This is a genomic window from Arthrobacter sp. SPT-J7, assembly GCF_059089965.1.
In genome coordinates this window covers 365,043-383,783 of record NZ_JBNHFF010000001.1, presented here as the reverse complement: position 1 = coordinate 383,783, position 18,741 = coordinate 365,043, and the positions used below count along the sequence as shown (strand labels likewise).

Sequence of the window (18,741 nt, the reverse complement as noted above, 5' to 3'; positions counted from 1 at the left end):
CGAGCAAGGAGGCCGCGCCGGCGTCCTTCATCCGGGCTAGCCGATCGCCTTGGCGATTTTTTCGGCCGTGGCGTGCAGGTGCTCCACGATGCCGGGCAGGCGGCCGGACTTCATCCGTTGGTCCGGTCCGGTGGCGGTGAGTCCGCCGAGCAGGAATCCATCGGCATCCCGGACGGCGACGGCCACGGCGAAGAGGCCTTCCTCGAGTTCGTTGTCCAGCACGGAGTACCCGTTTCGCCTGACCTCGTGGATCTCCTGCAGCAGGGCACCGCGGTCGGTAATGGTTTGCCGGGTGATCGGGGTCAGCGTTTCGGGCAGCAGCTGGATGATCTTGTCATCGTCCAAATCGGCCAGCAGGATCTTGCCGGTCGCACTGGCATGCAGCGGGTACTGGCGGTGCACATACAGCTGGGAAACACTGAGGATTCTCGACGCCGAGGCCTCGGCGATGAGATCGTACTCCGTCGCGCTTTTGTTCAGCGCAAACGTGGCTGTTTCGTTGATCTCCTGGGCGAACCGTTCAAGGATCGGCTGAACCTTCGCGCCCACGCCCGCGGTCGGGTCGGCCAGGCGGCCGAGCCGCGCGATTTCCCAGCCGAGCGTGTAGTTGTTCTCAGACCGATCGACGAACCCGACCTGCTCCATACTCAACAGCAGGCGGAAGGCGGTGGGGCGTGTCAGTCCGACGGCCTGGGCCAGTTCGGTGACGGTGATCCCCTGCGGGTGGCGGCCCAGCTCGCGCAGCAGCGTCATGGCCTTGACCACGGACTTGTTGGTAAGGTCCGGCGCGTCAGAGCCCTCTGTGTTTGCTTCTGTCTCCGGCAAAGCCATGCATTCCTCTCGGCCATACAGTCTCGGCCATCCAGACCGCGTAGTGGCGGGCACTTCCACCTTATGCCGAGAACCGGCCGACACCATTGACACTACCGCCTCCCGTCGCTAAATTGAACGTCACGTTCAGATATTGAACATACAGCCCTCCTCTTTTCAACGGTGCAAGGAAGTGTCGCTGCTATGAAAGACCAGGCCCTGAGCCTTTTCGCCTTCGATACCAACTCCCCGGCGCATCTCACTGCGGGCTCGTGGCGCCATGAGGCGGACCAGGGCCACTGCTACAAGGACCTGGCGTACTGGACGGACCTTGCCCGGATGCTCGAATCCGCCGGGTTCGACGGGATCTTCTTGGCCGACACCACTGGTTACCACGACGTCTACGAAGGCCGTCCGGACGCGGCGCTGCGCGATGCCGCGCAGTTCCCGGTCAACGACCCGATGCTGCTGATCAGCGGGATGGCGGCGGTGACCGAACGGCTCACCTTCGGCGTCACGTCCTCGCTGACCTACGAGCCGCCGTACTTGATGGCGCGGCGTTTCAGCACGCTGGACCACCTGACCGGCGGACGCGTCGGGTGGAATATCGTCACCTCCTATTCGGAGTCCGCGGCCCGGAACGTGGGGATGTTACAGCAGCTTGATCACGACGAGCGCTACGAGTTGGCCGAGGAATACATGGAAGTTGTCTACAAGCTGTGGGAGCAGTCCTGGGAGCCCGGCGCCGTGGTGCGCGACCAGAAAGGTGCCACCTTCGTCGATCCGGCCCGCGTCCACCCCGTTGAGCACAGCGGCAAATACTTCTCCGTCCCGGGCATCCACCTGTGCGAACCGTCGCCGCAAAGAACTCCCGTACTGTTCCAGGCCGGTTCCTCGCCGCGGGGAATGGCCTTCGCGGGACGGCACGCCGAGGCCGTGTTCATCAACGCCGTCTCGGTGGAACAGGCCCGCCGCAGCGTCGAAAAGATCCGGCAGGCCGCCGTCGAAAACGGCCGCGAACCGCACGACATCAAGGTGGTGGTCCTGCTGACGGTCATCGTCGCGCCGACCGATGACGAGGCCGAGGCCCTGCACGAGCAGGCGCGCAGCAACGTCAGCCTCGAAGGCGCGCTGGCCAGATTCGCCGGCTGGACCGGCATCGACCTCTCCGCCGCGGACCTCGACGCACCGCTGGAGCATGTCAAGACCCGCGGTGTGCAATCGCTCGTGGACATGTTCTCCAAAGCCGATCCGGACCGCGAGTGGACACCGCGCAGCGTCGCCGAATTCCTCGGGATCGGCGGCACCGGAAGCGTCATCGTTGGCTCGCCCGGTACTGTCGCCGCCGAAATCAGGCGCTGGCGCGACGAAGCGGACGTGGACGGCATCAACCTCAGTTACGCCACCAAGCCCGGCAGTTGGAAGAGCTTCATTGAGCATGCCCTGCCCGAACTGCGCCGCCAAGGGCTCGCCACAGAAGCTCCCGAGTCCACCGGCCCGCAGCTGACGCTGCGCGAAAAGCTGTACGGTGCCGGGCATCGGTACACACTTCCGGAGCATCCGGCCACCAGCTATCGCGCGGGCACCGCCGTCGCCATCGCTTCCTAGCCCAGCCCAGGCACGACACCCGAAGAAGCAGGAGAACGCTATGACGGAAACAACCGATGTGGTCGTTGTCGGCGCCGGATTCGCCGGACTGATCACGGCGCGCGAACTGACCCGCCGGGGTTTGGACGTGGTTGTCTTGGAAGCCCGGGACCGGATTGGCGGCCGTACCTGGACGGACCACCGGCTCGGCCACGACCTGGAGATGGGCGGCACCTGGCTGCACTGGACGCAGCCGCATTCGTGGGCCGAAGTCACCCGCTATGGTCTGGAGGTGACCCGCGGTCCACGCTCCGAGGAGACCTACTGGTTGGCCGGCAGCCAGGTTCGCCGCGGCAACCTCGAGGACTTCATGCAGCTCATCGGCCCGGGCATGACCCGCCTGCTCGAAGACACGATGAGGTGGATTCCGCGGCCTGACCTGCCCCTGGCGGTCCCCGGCATCGAGGAGGTCGACCAGTTCAGCCTGCAGGAGAAACTGGATGAACTGGACCTCTCGGTGGACGAGCGCAATGCCAACGAAGCAGCCTGGGTCGGGCACTTCAACGCCACGCTGGACCGGTGTGCCTACACCAATGCCCTGCGGTGGACGGCTGCGACGTCCGGCTCCTGGCACCTCATGCACGAGGCGTCGGCCATCTTCCGGCTCGCCGGCGGCACCCGCAGCCTGGCCGATGCCATCGCCGGCGACTCGGGCGCCGACATCCGGCTTGACTCCCCCGTCCTGTCTATCGAGCACGACGCCGACTCGGCTTTTGTCAGCTACGGCGCCGGCCGCAGCATCTCGGGTTCGCGCGTCGTCCTCACGGTGCCGCAGAACACCCTGCACCAGCTCGACGTCGCCCCCGCCCTGCCGGAAGGCAAGATCCGGCCGAGCATCGAGAAAACCGCGTCGCAGGGCATCAAAGCCTGGATCCGCGTCCGCGGCCCGATCAAACCGTTCTTCGCCTACTCCTCCCAGCACCACCCGCTCTCGGTGGTGCGCACCGAATTCATCAGCGAGACCGACGCCGTACTGGTCGCGTTCGGCGCCGATGCCACACGGCTCGACGTCAACGACGTCCAGGCCGTCCGCGGCGCGCTGAAGGTGTGGCGCGATGACCTGGAGGTCCTGGAGACCACCGGCCATGACTGGATGGCGGACCAGTACTCGCAGGAAACCTGGCTGATCCAGCAGCCGCGCCAGCTGACCAGGTACCTCACTGCCCAGCAGGAGAATACCGGTGTGTTGCACTTCGCCAGCAGCGACTATGCCAACATCTGGGCCGGCTTTATCGACGGCGCCATCGAAAGCGGCCTGCGCGCGGCGCGGGACGTCCACGCCAGCCTCACCACCGCCCCCGCCGAACTCGCCCCCACGACCTAAGGAAGAGCCATGAGCCTCGCGGCCGTCACCCCGGCGATCCAGCCCGACCAGTACCGCGCCGTCATGCGCCATTACCCCACCGGCGTCGCAGCGATCTGCGCCACCGGCCCGGCCACCGGCAGACCCTGCGGCCTGATCGTCGGCACCTTCCAGGCGCTATCGCTGAACCCCGCACTGGTCACCTTCAGCATCGCCCGGACGTCGACCAGTTGGCCGAAGATCCGCCGTTCCGCCATGTTCAGCGTGAACCTGCTCGCGGACGGGCAGCAGCCGGTCTGCAAAGCCCTTGCCGGCAAAGCCGAGGACAAGTTCGCGGCCATCGGCTGGAAACACTCTGCGTACGGCACACCGCACATCACCGGCTCCCTTGGCTGGATCGACTGCACGATCCAGCAGGAGCTGGACGGCGGGGACCACGTGCTGATCATCGCCAAAGTGCTGGAAATGACGGCCGACGACGGCGACCCGCTGGTCTTCCACGGCGGCCGGCTCGCCGGCTTCCGCGAAAGCACGGCCGCCTGAGATCAGGGACGAGCCGGGCTGGTTAGCCGATCCGGTCTCCGGTCATCGCATCGATCCGCACGTCGGTACTCGAGCCGTCCCCGTGGTCGATTTCGACCTCCCACACCGGCTTGCCGCCCTCGTCTTCCAAGGCCACCTCATCCACGCTCCCTGATTCAGCTTTCATGGCTGTGGCGAGGGCTTCGCTCATCGAGATTTTGGCCTGCTTCAGTTCCGCTGCGACCTCCGGTTCAACGCCGCCCGATTCACGCTGCTCCAGCACCTCGCTGCCGTCCGGCGAGACCCGGACCTCATGCTCGGTGTCCACGTCGAACACGTCCACCTCCCACGACTGACGTCGTTCGCTGTAGTCAAGTTCGATGGCGGAACTGCCGTGGACCGCTGTCACTGCGCTTGCCACGGCGGCCTGTGCATCGCGATTGGCTGCCGCGCCGGATTCCGCCATGCCCGTGCTTGGTTGGCCAGTCATATCGGACGGTGCCGCCGAAGATCCCGCCGATGTCATGGGCGACTGGGTCTGGTTTGGTTCGGGCCGCGACACGTCGTCTCCGGTATCGCTGCACGCTGATACGGCCAGTACCAGTCCGGCTGCGATCGGAAGGGCTGTCAAAGTCTTCTTCAGCTGTTCCATACACCGATTGTCGACTTTCCTGCCCCAGCTCGCCACGGTTCGCAGTCGGTTGGGCACCCCGCAAGACAAGTTCCGCCGCCCTCCATAGACTGATGCCGTATGCCCCGAGCGATCAGGAGTAGGACTTTGGCTGAAAACCCAACCTTTCAGAATGTCACCTTCGAGTCTGCAGGCGGCGAGGCCCACGGGTATCTTGCCCTGCCGGAGTCCGGGTCCGGCCCCGGCGTGATTGTCATCCAGGAGTGGTGGGGCCTGGTGGACCACATCCGCGACGTGGCTGACCGCCTGGCGGCCGAGGGCTTCGTGGCGCTGGCCCCGGATCTTTTCGGGGGCCGGATTGCCCATGACGGCAAGGAGGCGGCGCAGATGATGTCCAAGCTGCCCGAAGCAGAAGGCGCGCGCCTGCTGGCCGGTGCCGTGGACTACTTGCTGGCCCACGAAGCAGTGACCAGTTCCACCGTGGGCGCCATCGGCTTCTGCATGGGCGGCGGCTTTGTGCTGGCGCTGGCCGCGCAGCAGGGCGAGCGGATCAGCGCCGCTGTGCCGTTTTACGGGGTGGGGCAGGCGGTTCCCAAATCCTACGAGGGTGTCCGCGCCGCCATTCAGGGTCACTACGGCGAGCAGGACACCTCCTACCCCGTGGAGAAGGCAAAGGCGCAGGAGGAGCAGATCCGCCGCGAATCCGGCACGGAAGTGAACTACTACTTCTACGACGCCCCGCACGCCTTCCACAATGACGAAAACCCGCAGGGCAACTACCGCCCCGAGGCGGCCAAGCTGGCCTGGAGCCGCGCCGTGCAGTTCCTCAAGGACAAGGTGAAGTAGTCTCCCCCACCTAAGGACGACGTCGGCGCTCAGCTTTGCGCCGACGTCGTCCTTTGCCTTTCCGCGACCGTGAAACGGCACCTGTCATACAAGGATCGGCTGGCTGCAGCCGGGGCTCGGACGTGGGTATGCTCGGCACAAGACCCTGGCATCGACCAGGTCCTTTGAGATGGAAGAAGTGACAGTGGAAGCTGAAGCCAATCCGCCAGGTGCCGGGCAAAGTGCGGGCGAAGGTCAGGTGTGGCCCCGCAGCATCGCGGTGATCGGTGCCGCCGGGCTGATTGGTTCGGGCGTGGTGTACCAGCTGGCGCTGGCCGGCATCGGCAACACGATCCATCTGGTCGATGTGAAAGAGAACGTCGCACGCGCCCATGCCATCGATATTTCCGAGGCGCAGATCCTGGCCGGCGTCAGGGCACCCCATCTGAATGTTGTTGATCCAGCAGCTACTGATTCCTGGGAGGAAGTTGACGTGGTCATCGTGGCCGCGTCGGCCCCGGAAGTGCCTGGCGGGGACCGTCGTGACTTCTTGGCCGCCAATCTGCGCCTGCTCAGGCTGCTGTCCCCGACGATTGAGACGCTCGCGGGCAAGGACGGCGTAGTCCTGCTGCTGTCCAACCCGGTCGACGTCCTGGCCGAGTGCATGCACCGGATCACGGACATCAGCCCAGACCGCATTTTGGGCTACAGCATCAACGATTCGGTGCGGTTCCAAGCCGCAGTAGCCCGGGAGATCGGCATCGAACCGCATCGGGTCCGTGCCCAGGTTTTGGGCGAGCATGGCAATAGGCAGGTGCCGTGCTTTAGTTCCGTGCTGGTCGACGGCGCACCGGCCACGCTGACCGCTTCCCAGCAGGAACATATCCGCGAGGACATCGATGGCTGGTTCCAGCGCTGGTCTGCCTTGGAGCCGGGCCGGAGTTCAGGCTGGACCACCCCGCTCGGCGTGGTCCGCATGATCGAATTGATGGCCCGCGGCGAAACATTTCCGGCCGCTGCATGGACCGCGGGAGCTCACGGGCTTGATGAAGCCTTCATCGCCTTGCCGGTCATGATGAGCTCCGGCAGAGTCAAACTTGCCGAGTGGCAGGTCTCCGCCGAGGAGCAGGCCGCCCTCGTCAAGGCAGCAGCTTCTGTGCGGGAGGCAGCAGCCCTCCATCTTTCGCAAGAGAGTCCCGACTCATCAACGCAGTAACCAAAGACAACGAAAATACTAGGAAGGCAGACCAGTGGCGAGCACAAAGAAGACGGTACTGGAGACGACCTTGGACATGTTCCGTGCGCACGGCATGACCACCATCTTCGGCAACCCTGGGTCCAACGAGCTGCCCTTCCTCGCCGGCCTGACCGAAGAATTCGACTTCATCCTCGGACTGCACGAGCAGGTTGTCGTGGGCATGGCCGAGGGCTACGCCCGCGCCACCGGCAGGCCCGCGCTGGTGAATCTCCACGCCGCCTCCGGGTCGGGCAACGCCATGGGTGCGCTGACCAACGCCCACTACGGCCATATCCCGATGGTCATCCTGGCTGGCCAGCAGGTCCGGCGCACGGTTGGCCAGGAGACGATGCTGGCCAGTGCGGACGCCTCCATGCTGCCGTCGCCACTGGTCAAGTATTCGCACGAGCCGCTGGCCGCCGCGGACGTGCCGCGCACGCTGTCCCAGGCCGTGTTCGAGACTTCAGCCCAGCCGCGCGGGCCGGTCTACGTCTCGGTCCCGCTCGATGACTGGGCGGAGCCCGCCCTCGACGACGACGCCCTGCTCACCGAGCGGTCGGTGGTCACCGCCGGCGGCCTCACCCAGGCCCTCGCCCAGGAACTCATCGCGGCCGCCGACGGCGCCAAGAAACTCGCACTCGTCGTCGGCCCGCAGGTGGACGCCGCCGCCGTCGATGATCCCAGCGTGTTCGACGCAGTGGTGTCGTTGGCGGAGAAAACCGATGCCTCCGTCTTCGTCGCGCCCTCGCCGTCGCGCGGCCCCTTCCCCACCACGCACCCCAACTTCGAGGGCGTCATCGTCCCGGGCATCCAGTCGGTGCGCGACCGCCTCGCCGGCCACGACGTGGTGCTGGTCCTCGGTGCAGCCGTCTTCCGCTATCACCGCTGGGAGCCGAGCAACTACCTCGAGGCGGGGACCCAGGTCATCCAGCTGACCCAGGACCCGCGCGAGGCGACCCGTGCACCCTTCGGCCGAGCCGTCGTCGCCGATGTGGCAGGGGCAGCGAAGGTTCTGGCGGAGGGTGTGAAGGACCGGGGCCAGCGGCGCGGCGAGCCCGGTTCCCGGGAGCTGCCGGCCGCCAAGACCTCGCCGGACGGCATGACCGGAACCGAAATCCTTGAAGTGTTGAACGCCCACGTCAATGACACGGTCGCGTACGTCAACGAGACCACCACTCTGGACCTGGACTACCTCGAGCGCATCGCCATCGACCGCCCGGGCATGTACAACTTCCCGGCGTCGGGCGGCCTGGGCTTCGGCTTGCCGGTGGCGGTCGGGATGTCCCTCGGCGACCCGGAGAAGACCATCGTGGCGACCGTGGGCGACGGCTCCGCGAACTACGGCATCACCGCGCTCTACACCGCGGCGCAGCGGCAGACCCGGACGGTGTTCGTCATCGTCAACAACTCCAGCTACGGTGCCCTCGCCGGCTTCGCCCAGCGGATGGGTGTGCCGGACGTGCCCGGCCTCAAGCTCGGCGGGATCGATTTCGTCTCCATCGCCGAGGGCTATGGCGTGCCCGCCGAACGGACCAGCACCCGCGAGGAGTTCGAAGCGGCCTACCAGAAGGCGCTGCAGGCCACCGGCCCGGTGCTGATCGACGCGCAAGTAGTCGGCGGCTGATCGCAGAGAGCACTCCCCACAGTTGAGAGGACGACGTCGGCGCCCACCCGGGTGCCGACGTCATCCTTGTGTTTTCCTCGCCATTCTGCCGCCACAGCTCAGGGCCGGTGTTGCTCCCGCCCGGCGGCCGCTACTCTGTTCCCCATGAAGCCCGAGACGGCGTTGATCGACTGGATGCTCGACTCCGACCCGGCCTTGCGCTGGCAGGTCGAACGGGACCTCGCCCACGCGCCGCCCGAGCAGTGGCAGGCAACCAGGGCCCGGGTGGCCACCGAGGGATTCGGGGCGAAGCTGCTGGCGCTTCAGGACGCCGATGGCCAGTGGGCCGGCGGCGCCTACTTCCCGGCGGACTTCGACGTCCAAAGCCCGGAAGCGGAAGCCGGCCAGCCGTGGACGGCCACCACCTGGACGCTCAACACGCTGCGCGAGTGGGGCCTCGACGCGGCCGCGCTCGACGGCACCGCCGAACGGCTCGCCGCCAACAGCCGCTGGGAGTATGACAACCTGCCCTACTGGGACGGCGAAGTGGACTGCTGCATCAACGCGTTCACGCTCGCCAACGGCGCCTGGCTCGGAGCCGATGTCAGCGGGATCGCCGCCTGGTTCCTCGAGCATCAGTTGGCCGACGGCGGCTGGAACTGCGAGTGGGTCGAGGGCTCCACCCGCTCCTCGTTCCATTCCACGCTCAACACGTTGAAAGGCCTGCTGTACTACGAGTCTGCGACCGGCGGATCGGACGAACTGCGCGACGCCCGCCACGCCGGCGAGGAATACCTGCTGGAACGCCGGCTGCTCTATTCCAAGTCCACCGGAGAAATCGTTGGCCCGTGGGCCACCCACTTCGCCTACCCGTTCCGGTTCGTCCACAGCACGCTGCACGCCGCGGACTACTTCAGGTCTGCTGCGCTGCACGACGGCGGCGCCCCTGACCCGCGGCTGGCCGACGCAGTGGAGGTGATCCGCTCCGCCCGCCAATCCGACGGCACGTGGCTACAGGAACGCCGCCATCCCGGGCGTGTCTGGTTCGATATCGACGTGCCACCCGGCGAAGCGTCCAAATGGCTCACCTTCTACGCCACCCGCGTCCTCGCGTGGTGGGACCAACCCGGTAGAAAAGCCACAGACCTGCCGGCGGGACGAGGGCATCATGGATGACGCACAGAACCGCCAGGACCTGACCCGGCAGATCGACGAGCGCCGTAACGACATCCGGGCGTTTCTTCGCCGGGCGCGTCCGAGGCGCAACCGGCTGACCAGTGTCAGCATCGTCGCCAGTGCCGCCGTCGCCGCGCTGACGGCGGGGCCCGGTTTCGGACAGGACACCTTCAACTCAGCGGTGGCAAACATTTTCTCGCTGTCCAGCCCTTCGGTCGTCTGGCAGGTCATCTGCATCCTGTCTTCGGTCCTCTCCCTGGTCGCCGCGATAGCGTCCAGTCTTTCCAACTCACGCAACAGCGCCGAGCAGATCTCATCGGCAGAATCGGCCAGCGCGCAACTCGACGGGGCTATTGACCGCTTTGAAGTACGGCGACATGCCGCTGGGTGATGCCGCCAGGCTGTATCAGGAGTACAGCTCGAAGGCCGCCTTCATCGACTAGTGTTCCCGGGGTCTCTCCGCCGACGCGTTTTCCCGCACTAGACGGCGCACAGCCCCACGGGCCCGTCGTGCGTGAAGACGCAGAAAATCCACCTCACCGCGGAGTTTCCGAGCAGTGTTTGCTGCTTAGCCGCTCGTCCGCCTGTCGGCGCAGGTAGAAATAACCAAAGGGGAACCTTTTCCGGCTGTTCAATAACATGTAGCATGCTACATATGACCGCTCTAGCCGTCCCGCAGTCTCTCGTCAGAGCTTTACGCAGCGCAGGGGTGCGTGATGCCCGAGACGATGAAACCACTCGAGCCGCGTACTCCAGCGATGGCTCCCTGTACCGCGTGGCCCCGGGGGCTGTCGTCTTCCCCTACGATGCGGATGACGTTATGGCAACTCTGGAGGTGTGCCGCGAGCGGGGAATCCCGGTCACGCCTCGCGGAGCAGGGACCTCGGTAGCTGGCAACGCGGTTGGCAGCGGGGTAGTCCTTGAATTCAGCCGTTATATGAACAAAGTCTTGGATGTTGATCCGGATACCCGTACGGCCATTGTCCAACCCGGGGTTGTACACGCGACCCTGCAAGGCAAGGCCCTCGCCGAGGGGCTGCGCTTCGGGCCCGACCCGTCCACTCACAGCCGGTGCACTATTGGCGGCATGATCGGCAATAACGCTTGCGGTTCTCGAACCCTGGCATATGGTCGAACGGTAGATAACATCACGCATCTCGATATGGTGACCGGGACAGGAACACGGTTATTTCTGGGAGCCGAAGCGACACCGTCGACTGTGGAAACAGCCGCATTGCGCGCCTTGGTGCAAACCGAACTCCGCACCATCCGAACCGAACTGGGCCGGTTCGGCCGACAGGTTTCAGGCTATGCCTTGGAACATCTCCTGCCCGAGCGCGGCTTTGATTTGAGGCGCGCGCTAGTTGGCAGCGAGGGGACCCTGGGAATCACCTTGGAGGCCGGCGTCCGCTTAGTCGAGGATCCGCCCTGCCGAACCATGGTAGTCCTCGGATTTGACGACATCGGATCGGCCGGGGATGCGGTAATGGAGGTTATGCGGTTTCGGCCCACCGCTTGTGAGGGCTTGGACTCGAGAATCGTCGATGTTGTTCGCGCGGCGAAGGGCCGCTCGGCCGTACCGATCCTGCCCAAGGGAGCGGCGTGGCTCTTTATTGAAATTGCCGGTGAAAGCCCTTCGGAGGTAGCCGACAGAGCGCGTCGCTTGAGCCAGGAGACTGCCGCTGCGGCACGGATCATATCAGATCCCGGCGAGGCGGCAGCGCTGTGGCAAATCCGCGCGGATGGCGCAGGACTGGCAGGCCGTTCTGCTGCAGACGCGCCCGCTCATTCGGGTTGGGAAGATGCCGCAGTTCCTCCGGAGAAACTGGGCGATTACTTGAGGGATTTCGACGCCCTGATGGTTGAGCACAATCTCACCGGTTTTCCCTACGGCCATTTCGGCGATGGCTGCGTTCACATCCGGTTGGACGTGCCATTTGACCGCAGCGATGGAACCGCGCTCTTCCGCGATTTTATGACCGCTGCCGCTCAGCTCGTTTCCGGATACGGGGGTTCCCTCTCCGGAGAACACGGAGATGGACGGGCGCGCAGCGAGCTCTTGTCCTATATGTACTCGCCGTCCGCCCTTGATCTCTTCGGCAAGGTTAAAGCAATTCTTGATCCAGAAAACCTGCTGAATCCTGGCGTTATCGTCAATCCACAGCCACTGGATCGGGACTTACGTGTCGCCCAAGCCGGACCAGTGAGAGCTGGTCTTGGATTCGGATACTTCCATGACGGCGGTGACTTCAGCCAAGCAGTCCATCGCTGTACCGGAGTGGGAAAATGCCGTGCTGACAATTCCCACGGCGACGGAGTGATGTGCCCGTCCTATCTGGCGACGCGGGAGGAAAAGGACTCCACGAGGGGGCGTGCCCGCGTCCTGCAGGAAATGATTAACAAGGGCGGCAATGGATGGCGATCTCCGGAAGTCCATGAAGCACTCGATCTCTGTCTTTCTTGCAAAGGCTGCGCTTCAGACTGTCCGACTGGAGTCGACATGGCTGCCTACAAGGCCGAGACGCTCCACCAGACCTACCGCCGCCGCATCCGTCCAGCGTCCCACTATTCGCTGGGCTGGCTGCCCCGTTGGGCACGAATGGCGTCCCTCTTCCCCGGACTTGTTAATGCCCTTTCCAAGCTGCCGGTGATCGGATCAATGGGACTTCGGCTCGCCGGCGTTGATCACCGACGGACGATACCTACGTTCGCAGTACAGACATTCCACTCTTGGTTCCGGACAAGGGAGCGGCACGATGCCGCGGGCGACACCCCGCGTCCCGGCCCGATGGGTGGCGCGGACGGCTGCTTTCCCTCAGAGCGGGGAACTGTGTTGCTCTGGGCAGATTCCTTCACAAACTATTTCACTCCAGAGGTGGGAAAATCTGCCGTCCGGGTACTCGAAAAAGCCGGGTTCAATGTCGAGATCCCATCCGAGCCGCTGTGTTGTGGCTTGACCTGGATATCCACAGGACAACTAGACGGTGCACGGAGAATTCTGGACCGTACCATCAGTGAGTTGCATCGCTATGCGGTCGCCGGCATTCCGATCGTCGGGCTGGAACCGTCCTGCACCGGTGTGCTGCGCTCGGATGCGATGGAGTTGCTCGGCGAATCCGCCGCGCAGCAAGTCGCGGCAGCCACCCTAACACTTGCTGAACTGCTGACGTCGGTGCCCGACTGGACCCCACCGTCGCTGGAAGGCACCAGTGTTGTAGCCCAGCCACACTGCCACCACCACGCCGTCATGGGGTGGGATGCAGATGCACAGCTGCTTGAGCGCGCGGGCGCGAAGGTACAAAAGCTTGGTGGGTGCTGCGGGCTCGCGGGCAACTTCGGCGTGGAAAAGGGGCACTATGAGGTATCCGTTGCGGTAGCAGAACAACAATTGCTTCCGGCCGTACGTGAGGCAACACCCGAGACTGTCGTCGTTGCTGACGGGTTCTCGTGCCGAACCCAGCTGTCAGATCTCAGTAATCGGCAGGGCATCCACATGGCACAACTGTTGGACGCCGAGCCACTCAAGGTGGAACCACCGGCGTAGCCCCCTTGAGCCGGGCAACCGGTGCTCCCGTCGGGAAAGCAGATGCCAAGCGGCAGTCATGTCCGCAGGCAACATGTAACATGTCAAGCCTTTCCGTTAGACTCTAGATGTGTCGCATTCCGAACGAGTCTTTTCAGAGCTGGGAGGAACCAGCGCGTCGCTTACCGAACGGACCATCGAGGCTGTGAGAACGGCAGTGCGCTCCGGCGCCCTTGTTCCGGGTGAGTTGTACTCCGTATACAAGATTGCCGAGGAACTAGGCATCTCTCGCTCACCCGTGCGCGAGGCGCTGCTGCGACTTGCCGAAACCGGCATGGTCAAATTCGAACGAAACCGCGGTTTCCGGGTGGTTCTGCCTACGCCCCAAGACATCGCCGAGATCTTTTCGATCCGCCTGGCGTTGGAAGTGCCCGCCGTGCGCCGTGCGACGTTGCGGGCCAACACCAACGACCGTGATGCCCTACGCCGACAGTACGCCGCGATGGAGAAAGCCGCCACCGCTGACGATAAGTCTGCCTTCGACCGCCACGATCAGCACTTTCACGCGCTTCTGCTAGACATTGAAGGCAACAGCCGCACCAAGAGCATCATTAATAACCTGCGGGATGCAACACGACTGCTGGGAGCATCCACAATGGGTTCGGAACGTTCTCTAAGGGAGGTTCTTCTCGATCACCTTCCCATTGTTGAATCGTTCGAGAACGGTAGCCACGAGGCCAGCGCGCTGGCCATGGAACGCCATTTGCGCACGACGGGGAGGTTGCTCCTTCAACAAGCCCTGCGCGAACGCGGTCAGCCGGAGAAGGAAGACGAAATTTGGAGTCGCCTTATCGGATGAGAAGTGGCACTGTGGCTCTCGCCCCTCCTGCGACTCCGGTCGCAGGAGGGGCGAACAGCACCAAAACCATAGTGTATCCCTGGGACTGAGCGACAGCGAGGACAGCGGTCTCGTCACAGGGAGCGCTGTCCATCCATCCCAAAAGCGGCTGACGTTACTGGATGCCCTCGGTGGAAATTCTTCCTAAGCCCAGTTTTTCGGCAACGGCCTCCAAGGAGCTCCGGCGCTCTGCCTCGTAGAGAGCGTATGGGTCGTTCAGAGGGCACCCCAACACACCCTCTAACCAGTTCGCGTCCTTGGCGCTGCCATCCTTGGAGCCGTCGACACTACCCTCCTGCGTGAGGTTCGATGAGAAAATCCCGGCAGCTGATCGGGGGAGAAAGTCTTCGTACACGATGGGTTCCAGATTGACCCATTTGCCCCTGACAAGGGTGGCAAGATCCGACGGGGGACGCTGACCGTCTGCAGCCCGGTCCGTATTCACGGTATAGGTGTAGTACGCCAGGTCCTGCATCGCCAGTTCGCTATGGGTGGCCGGCATGCTTTCACGCCAGACGTTAGCAGCGATCTCAGAACGGGCAGTGCTGGGCGCATCCTTCGACCGTTTATCGACTTCCTCCATCAAACGGTCATAGAGATCACGTCCCTGAGGAGTTAACGCCACTCCCCGTGCTTCGACTTCGCCGAACCGTACACGCAGTTCGCCGGGACGGACCGTTCCGTCCTCCTCCCGAAACTGTCGAGGTTCGGCAAGAGCACGGAAAGAGGTTTGCCGCAGCAGCACGTCCGGCCCTTCCCACCTCGGCGGTCCTTGGATTCTGTCAATCATCGTGATTCCCTGGTCCTGCATAGAGGCGTAAAGAGCATCAATGTCTAAAACCCGGGGGGTGAGATGGTTGATGTGAGTGCTCGCAATGCCCCCGATATCGGCCGCAACGCTGGAGATACGTTCGAGGGACTCATACCAAAGTCGATCCACCGGGGCGGAAGACAACTTGAAAGCGTCGACGGCGAGCTCAAGAAACCGTGTGGCGTCATCCGAGGTGAGGCCAGCTTCCGCGACCGACCTATCCGCCAACTCAAGCAGTTCGTTGGAGAAGAGACTCCTTCGGTTCAGAAAGGCTTCCAACCGCTCCTGGAGAGCTTCGTCGAAAAAGCGCCGGTCGTCAGTCACCAACATCGACGTGAACACCCTAAAGGGGTTGAATGCGAGCTCCTCCTTCTCTAGCGGGCGGAATGCCGTCGATATCACTGGTATCGGAGAAGGCGCAGCGTCGCGGAGATCGTAGAAACCGGTCGGATACATGCCGACGGCGGCGAATATGCGCGCGACTTGACCCATCTCTCGAGGACTGCCCACGCGAATAGCACCATGGCGCTCCGCTGTCACACGGCCAAGGCTGCCCAACCGTTCTGCCTCTGCACCTTGTTGAGCAACGAAATCGGAATTCACACGCTGGGAAACTTCCACAAGGGTCTTATAGGCCGGCACCTCCCGCCCATATAGGCTCGAAAGCCCTGATGCAAAGCGGGCGCGCATATCCCGCAGACTGACCTTAGTGCTCATTTAGATTCCTCTATTCCGAAGGGAGCGTTCCGCGCAGGTCCATAGCTGCACGAACGCGGTTCTGTGCCAGGGTCATTGCAGCTTTGTGGGGCTGGACTTCATCGTCACTGGCCCTTTTTATGACGGCCAGAGTGTTGGCGCGCAGCTTGTCAGTGATAGTCCTAAAGACAGGGGCAACGTCTGGTCGGAACGCCGACTGCCTCGCCTCCATGGCATAGGCGGCGGCAATGATACCCCCCGCATTAGCGATGAAATCGGGCACGACCAATACCCCACGGGCGTGGAGGATTTCCTTGGCTTCCGCAGTCGTCGGCATGTTAGCCCCTTCGACCACCAGTTTGGCGGTCGTCCGCCGTGCCACGTCGGCAGTAATTACGTCTTGGAGTGCGGCTGGGACAAGTATGTCCGTCGAGACGTTGAGTTCCTCGCCGAGTTCCATCGGCTGGATCCCATATTGGTTGACGCAATCATCACCGCACTCCGCGCGGAGCTTCAGCAACGAGGTCACGTCCAAACCGTCCGGGTTGTGCAGAACTCCCTTCGACGTCGAAACGGCAATGACTGTCGCTTCCAACTCCGCCAGGCGTTTAGCTGTGGCCGCCCCAACCGCACCAAAACCTTGAATGACGACCCTAGATCCCGCAGTTTCCATTCCGATCATCTTTGCAGCAGAATCAGTTGCTTCTGCCACACCGAATCCGGTGACCCCTAACTGGTCATAGGGAATGCCGCCGAGTTCACGAGGAAGACCCACAGTGGCACCTCGGGAACCAAGCTCGTCAAGGAAGATCGCTGCGTCAAGTTCTGACAGTCCCATGTCGAGACCCAAAACATACTCTCGGGGAATCTCGTTGGACAGTTTCCGCGCAAAAGCACGCAGAACGGCTTCCTTGCCTCGGGCCCCTGGGTCGCCGAGAATTGCGGCCTTAGCACCGCCGAAAAAGAGATCGACGGCGGCCCATTTCCAGGTCATGGTGCGAGCAAGGCGGCTGACCTCGCTCACCGTGACCGTAGGACTCATTCGGGTCCCGCCCTTGCCCATTCCACGGGCAGTGTTGTCGATGACCAAAACCCCACGCATGCCGGTCTTCCTGTCCGAGACACACACCACCTTCTCGGGCCCCCATTCATCAATGGATTGCAACAGGTCCAGCGCCATGAAGATCCTCCGCGATTGTTAGCGAGATGAGTCAGACGGATTGTCCGCCGGGATCACACTAACCGGCGACCTCCTCGACTGTCTATAACATGTTACCGGCTATAGACAATTCGAAGAAGCTGTGACTAGAGTAACAAAATGACCACTGATTCCACGGTAAGCGCAGCTCCTTCCGCGAAATCGCGCTCCCTCGTATCTCTCAAGAACGTCAACAAGCACTTCGGGGACCTGCACGTTCTCCGCGACATCGATTTGGAGGTAAAGGCCGGTGAAGTCGTAGTGGTCATTGGGCCATCAGGGTCTGGCAAGTCGACGCTTTGCAGGGCGATCAACAGGCTGGAAACCATCGACTCCGGGGAGATCAGAATCGATGGGGAACTGCTGCCTTCCGAAGGCAAGGCGCTGGCAAAGCTTCGGGCTGATGTGGGAATGGTATTCCAGTCATTCAACCTTTTCGCCCACAAATCCATATTGGAAAATGTGACCCTCGGCCCTGTCAAGGTCAAGAAAACGGAACGGGATGAAGCACGCAGGAATGCTATGCAGCTCCTCGAGCGTGTTGGCGTTGCTAATCAGGCCACCAAGCTGCCGGCACAATTGTCGGGAGGACAACAGCAACGTGTCGCCATTGCACGCGCTCTGGCGATGGAACCCAAGCTCATGCTTTTCGACGAGCCAACTTCGGCTCTCGATCCGGAAATGATCAATGAAGTACTGGACAAGATGGTCACGCTAGCCCGCGAAGGGATGACCATGATTGTCGTTACTCACGAGATGGGGTTTGCACGCAAAGCTGCGGACCGCGTGCTCTTCATGGCAGACGGACGCATCGTTGAAGAGGGCACTCCTGGCGAGTTCTTCGACAACCCGAAGAGCGACCGGGCAAAGGATTTTCTCAGCAAGATACTGACAACAGACAAATCGGAACGACAAGCTTCAGCCCCTGGCACGGAGCTTCGGGATTAAGGAATGATTATGCACCGTAAACGAATGGCCATTATTGCGGCAGTCGCGGGCGTCGCATTAGCTCTCACCGGATGCGGCGGCGAAGGCGCATCCGGCGATGAGGGGGAACGAATCCGTGTCGGCATCAAGTTCGACCAGCCCGGTTTAGGACTGAAGAAGGGCGACACCTTTACCGGTTTCGACGTCGATGTTGCCCGGTACGTCGCGAAAGAACTTGGCTACGCGGAGGAAGACATCGAATGGGTTCACAGCCCGTCCGCGAACCAGGCAACCCTTCTCGCGAATGGCGAAGTTGAATTCATCGTAGGCAGCTATTCTATAACCGAAGAGCGCAAGAAAACGGTTTCCTTCGCCGGTCCGTATTTCGTCGCCGGCCAGGACCTCTTGGTCCCGATGGACTCCACAATCACAGGGCCCGAAGACCTGAACGGCCTTAACCTTTGTTCCACGACCGGATCGACGTCAGCAAAAAGGATCAAGGATACGTATGCCGGCGACGTGAACCTGCTCGAGCAGGCTGGCACAGCCGAGTGCGTGGCTGCGATGCAAGGGGGCAACATCGATGCCGTAACGACAGATAACCTCATCCTTGCCGGCCTAGCATCCGACCCAGCATACGACGGCAAGTTCAAACTTGTCGGCAACACGTTCACCGAGGAACGGTATGGGATCGGCCTGCCGTTGGAAAACACGTTATGCGAAGACATCAACGCCGCCCTTGCCAAGATGATCGACGACGGCTCGTGGCAGAAATTCCTCGACACCAATCTGGAGGGGATCGACTTCACCCCTGACGCCGAGAAAAATCCGCCGAAGCAAGACGCCTGCGCCTAGTTCCCCCAGGGGGAGGAAGCGGCGGCAGTGATCGCCGCTCCCTCCCTCTACTCTCGCAGCCTTCTTCATGACCAGCACC

At 62.9% G+C, this 18,741-nt stretch carries 16 protein-coding genes; 12 read left to right on the top strand and 4 right to left on the bottom strand.

Annotation, left to right across the window (positions count from 1 at the left end):
• Window positions 1–36: 36 nt before the first annotated feature.
• On the bottom strand, window positions 37–831 hold the full coding sequence (locus tag AC5RWX_RS01755; protein WP_494063611.1) for an IclR family transcriptional regulator: 795 nt from the start codon (window positions 829–831) through the stop codon (window positions 37–39).
• 183 nt (window positions 832–1,014) lie between these two features.
• Here AC5RWX_RS01755 and AC5RWX_RS01750 point away from each other — a divergent pair, with 183 nt between their 5' ends.
• The 3 genes from AC5RWX_RS01750 to AC5RWX_RS01740 are packed head-to-tail and all read left to right on the top strand — an operon-like array spanning window position 1,015 to window position 4,303.
• Window positions 1,015–2,418 (top strand): LLM class flavin-dependent oxidoreductase, encoded by a 1,404-nt coding sequence (locus AC5RWX_RS01750; RefSeq protein ID WP_494096925.1) that lies wholly within the window; start codon window positions 1,015–1,017, stop codon window positions 2,416–2,418.
• Between the two features lie 40 nt (window positions 2,419–2,458).
• A complete protein-coding gene (locus AC5RWX_RS01745; RefSeq protein ID WP_494096924.1) occupies window positions 2,459–3,781 on the top strand; it encodes a flavin monoamine oxidase family protein in 1,323 nt (440 codons plus the stop codon).
• Between the two features lie 9 nt (window positions 3,782–3,790).
• Window positions 3,791–4,303 carry a flavin reductase family protein gene (locus tag AC5RWX_RS01740; RefSeq protein ID WP_494096923.1) on the top strand — a complete coding sequence of 171 codons (513 nt, stop codon included), beginning with the start codon at window positions 3,791–3,793 and terminating at the stop codon, window positions 4,301–4,303.
• Between the two features lie 22 nt (window positions 4,304–4,325).
• Here AC5RWX_RS01740 and AC5RWX_RS01735 read toward each other — a convergent pair whose 3' ends face one another.
• Window positions 4,326–4,934 (bottom strand): PepSY domain-containing protein, encoded by a 609-nt coding sequence (locus AC5RWX_RS01735; RefSeq protein ID WP_494096922.1) that lies wholly within the window; start codon window positions 4,932–4,934, stop codon window positions 4,326–4,328.
• 126 nt (window positions 4,935–5,060) lie between these two features.
• Here AC5RWX_RS01735 and AC5RWX_RS01730 point away from each other — a divergent pair, with 126 nt between their 5' ends.
• From AC5RWX_RS01730 to AC5RWX_RS01700, 7 genes are all read left to right on the top strand, one after another.
• Window positions 5,061–5,759 carry a dienelactone hydrolase family protein gene (locus tag AC5RWX_RS01730; RefSeq protein WP_494078494.1) on the top strand — a complete coding sequence of 233 codons (699 nt, stop codon included), beginning with the start codon at window positions 5,061–5,063 and terminating at the stop codon, window positions 5,757–5,759.
• Between the two features lie 169 nt (window positions 5,760–5,928).
• Complete coding sequence (locus AC5RWX_RS01725; RefSeq protein ID WP_494096921.1) at window positions 5,929–6,954, top strand: malate dehydrogenase; 1,026 nt, start codon at window positions 5,929–5,931, stop codon at window positions 6,952–6,954.
• A gap of 34 nt (window positions 6,955–6,988) precedes the next feature.
• Window positions 6,989–8,599, top strand: a complete 1,611-nt coding sequence (gene mdlC / locus AC5RWX_RS01720) for a benzoylformate decarboxylase (protein ID WP_494096920.1) — start codon at window positions 6,989–6,991, stop codon at window positions 8,597–8,599.
• A gap of 144 nt (window positions 8,600–8,743) precedes the next feature.
• The gene (locus AC5RWX_RS01715; protein ID WP_494096919.1) at window positions 8,744–9,754 is read left to right on the top strand and encodes a squalene cyclase; all 1,011 of its coding nucleotides are present in this window, start codon (window positions 8,744–8,746) and stop codon (window positions 9,752–9,754) included.
• Window positions 9,747–10,145, top strand: a complete 399-nt coding sequence (locus AC5RWX_RS01710; protein ID WP_494096918.1) for a hypothetical protein — start codon at window positions 9,747–9,749, stop codon at window positions 10,143–10,145. Before AC5RWX_RS01715 ends, AC5RWX_RS01710 begins: the two co-directional genes overlap by 8 nt.
• A 255-nt stretch (window positions 10,146–10,400) precedes the next feature.
• Complete coding sequence (locus tag AC5RWX_RS01705; protein WP_494096917.1) at window positions 10,401–13,298, top strand: FAD-binding and (Fe-S)-binding domain-containing protein; 2,898 nt, start codon at window positions 10,401–10,403, stop codon at window positions 13,296–13,298.
• Between the two features lie 109 nt (window positions 13,299–13,407).
• A complete protein-coding gene (locus AC5RWX_RS01700; protein WP_494096916.1) occupies window positions 13,408–14,136 on the top strand; it encodes a GntR family transcriptional regulator in 729 nt (242 codons plus the stop codon).
• 154 nt (window positions 14,137–14,290) lie between these two features.
• Here AC5RWX_RS01700 and hglS read toward each other — a convergent pair whose 3' ends face one another.
• Window positions 14,291–15,703 (bottom strand): 2-oxoadipate dioxygenase/decarboxylase, encoded by a 1,413-nt coding sequence (hglS, locus tag AC5RWX_RS01695; RefSeq protein WP_494096915.1) that lies wholly within the window; start codon window positions 15,701–15,703, stop codon window positions 14,291–14,293.
• Window positions 15,704–15,713: 10 nt separating this feature from the next.
• A complete protein-coding gene (locus AC5RWX_RS01690) occupies window positions 15,714–16,862 on the bottom strand; it encodes a Glu/Leu/Phe/Val family dehydrogenase (RefSeq protein WP_494096914.1) in 1,149 nt (382 codons plus the stop codon).
• Window positions 16,863–17,000: 138 nt separating this feature from the next.
• Between AC5RWX_RS01690 and AC5RWX_RS01685 the strand changes: the two genes are divergently transcribed.
• The gene (locus AC5RWX_RS01685) at window positions 17,001–17,828 is read left to right on the top strand and encodes an amino acid ABC transporter ATP-binding protein (RefSeq protein WP_494096913.1); all 828 of its coding nucleotides are present in this window, start codon (window positions 17,001–17,003) and stop codon (window positions 17,826–17,828) included.
• 9 nt (window positions 17,829–17,837) lie between these two features.
• Entirely contained in the window at window positions 17,838–18,662 is an 825-nt protein-coding gene (locus AC5RWX_RS01680; RefSeq protein ID WP_494096912.1) for a glutamate ABC transporter substrate-binding protein, read from the top strand.
• Window positions 18,663–18,741 lie beyond the last annotated feature (79 nt).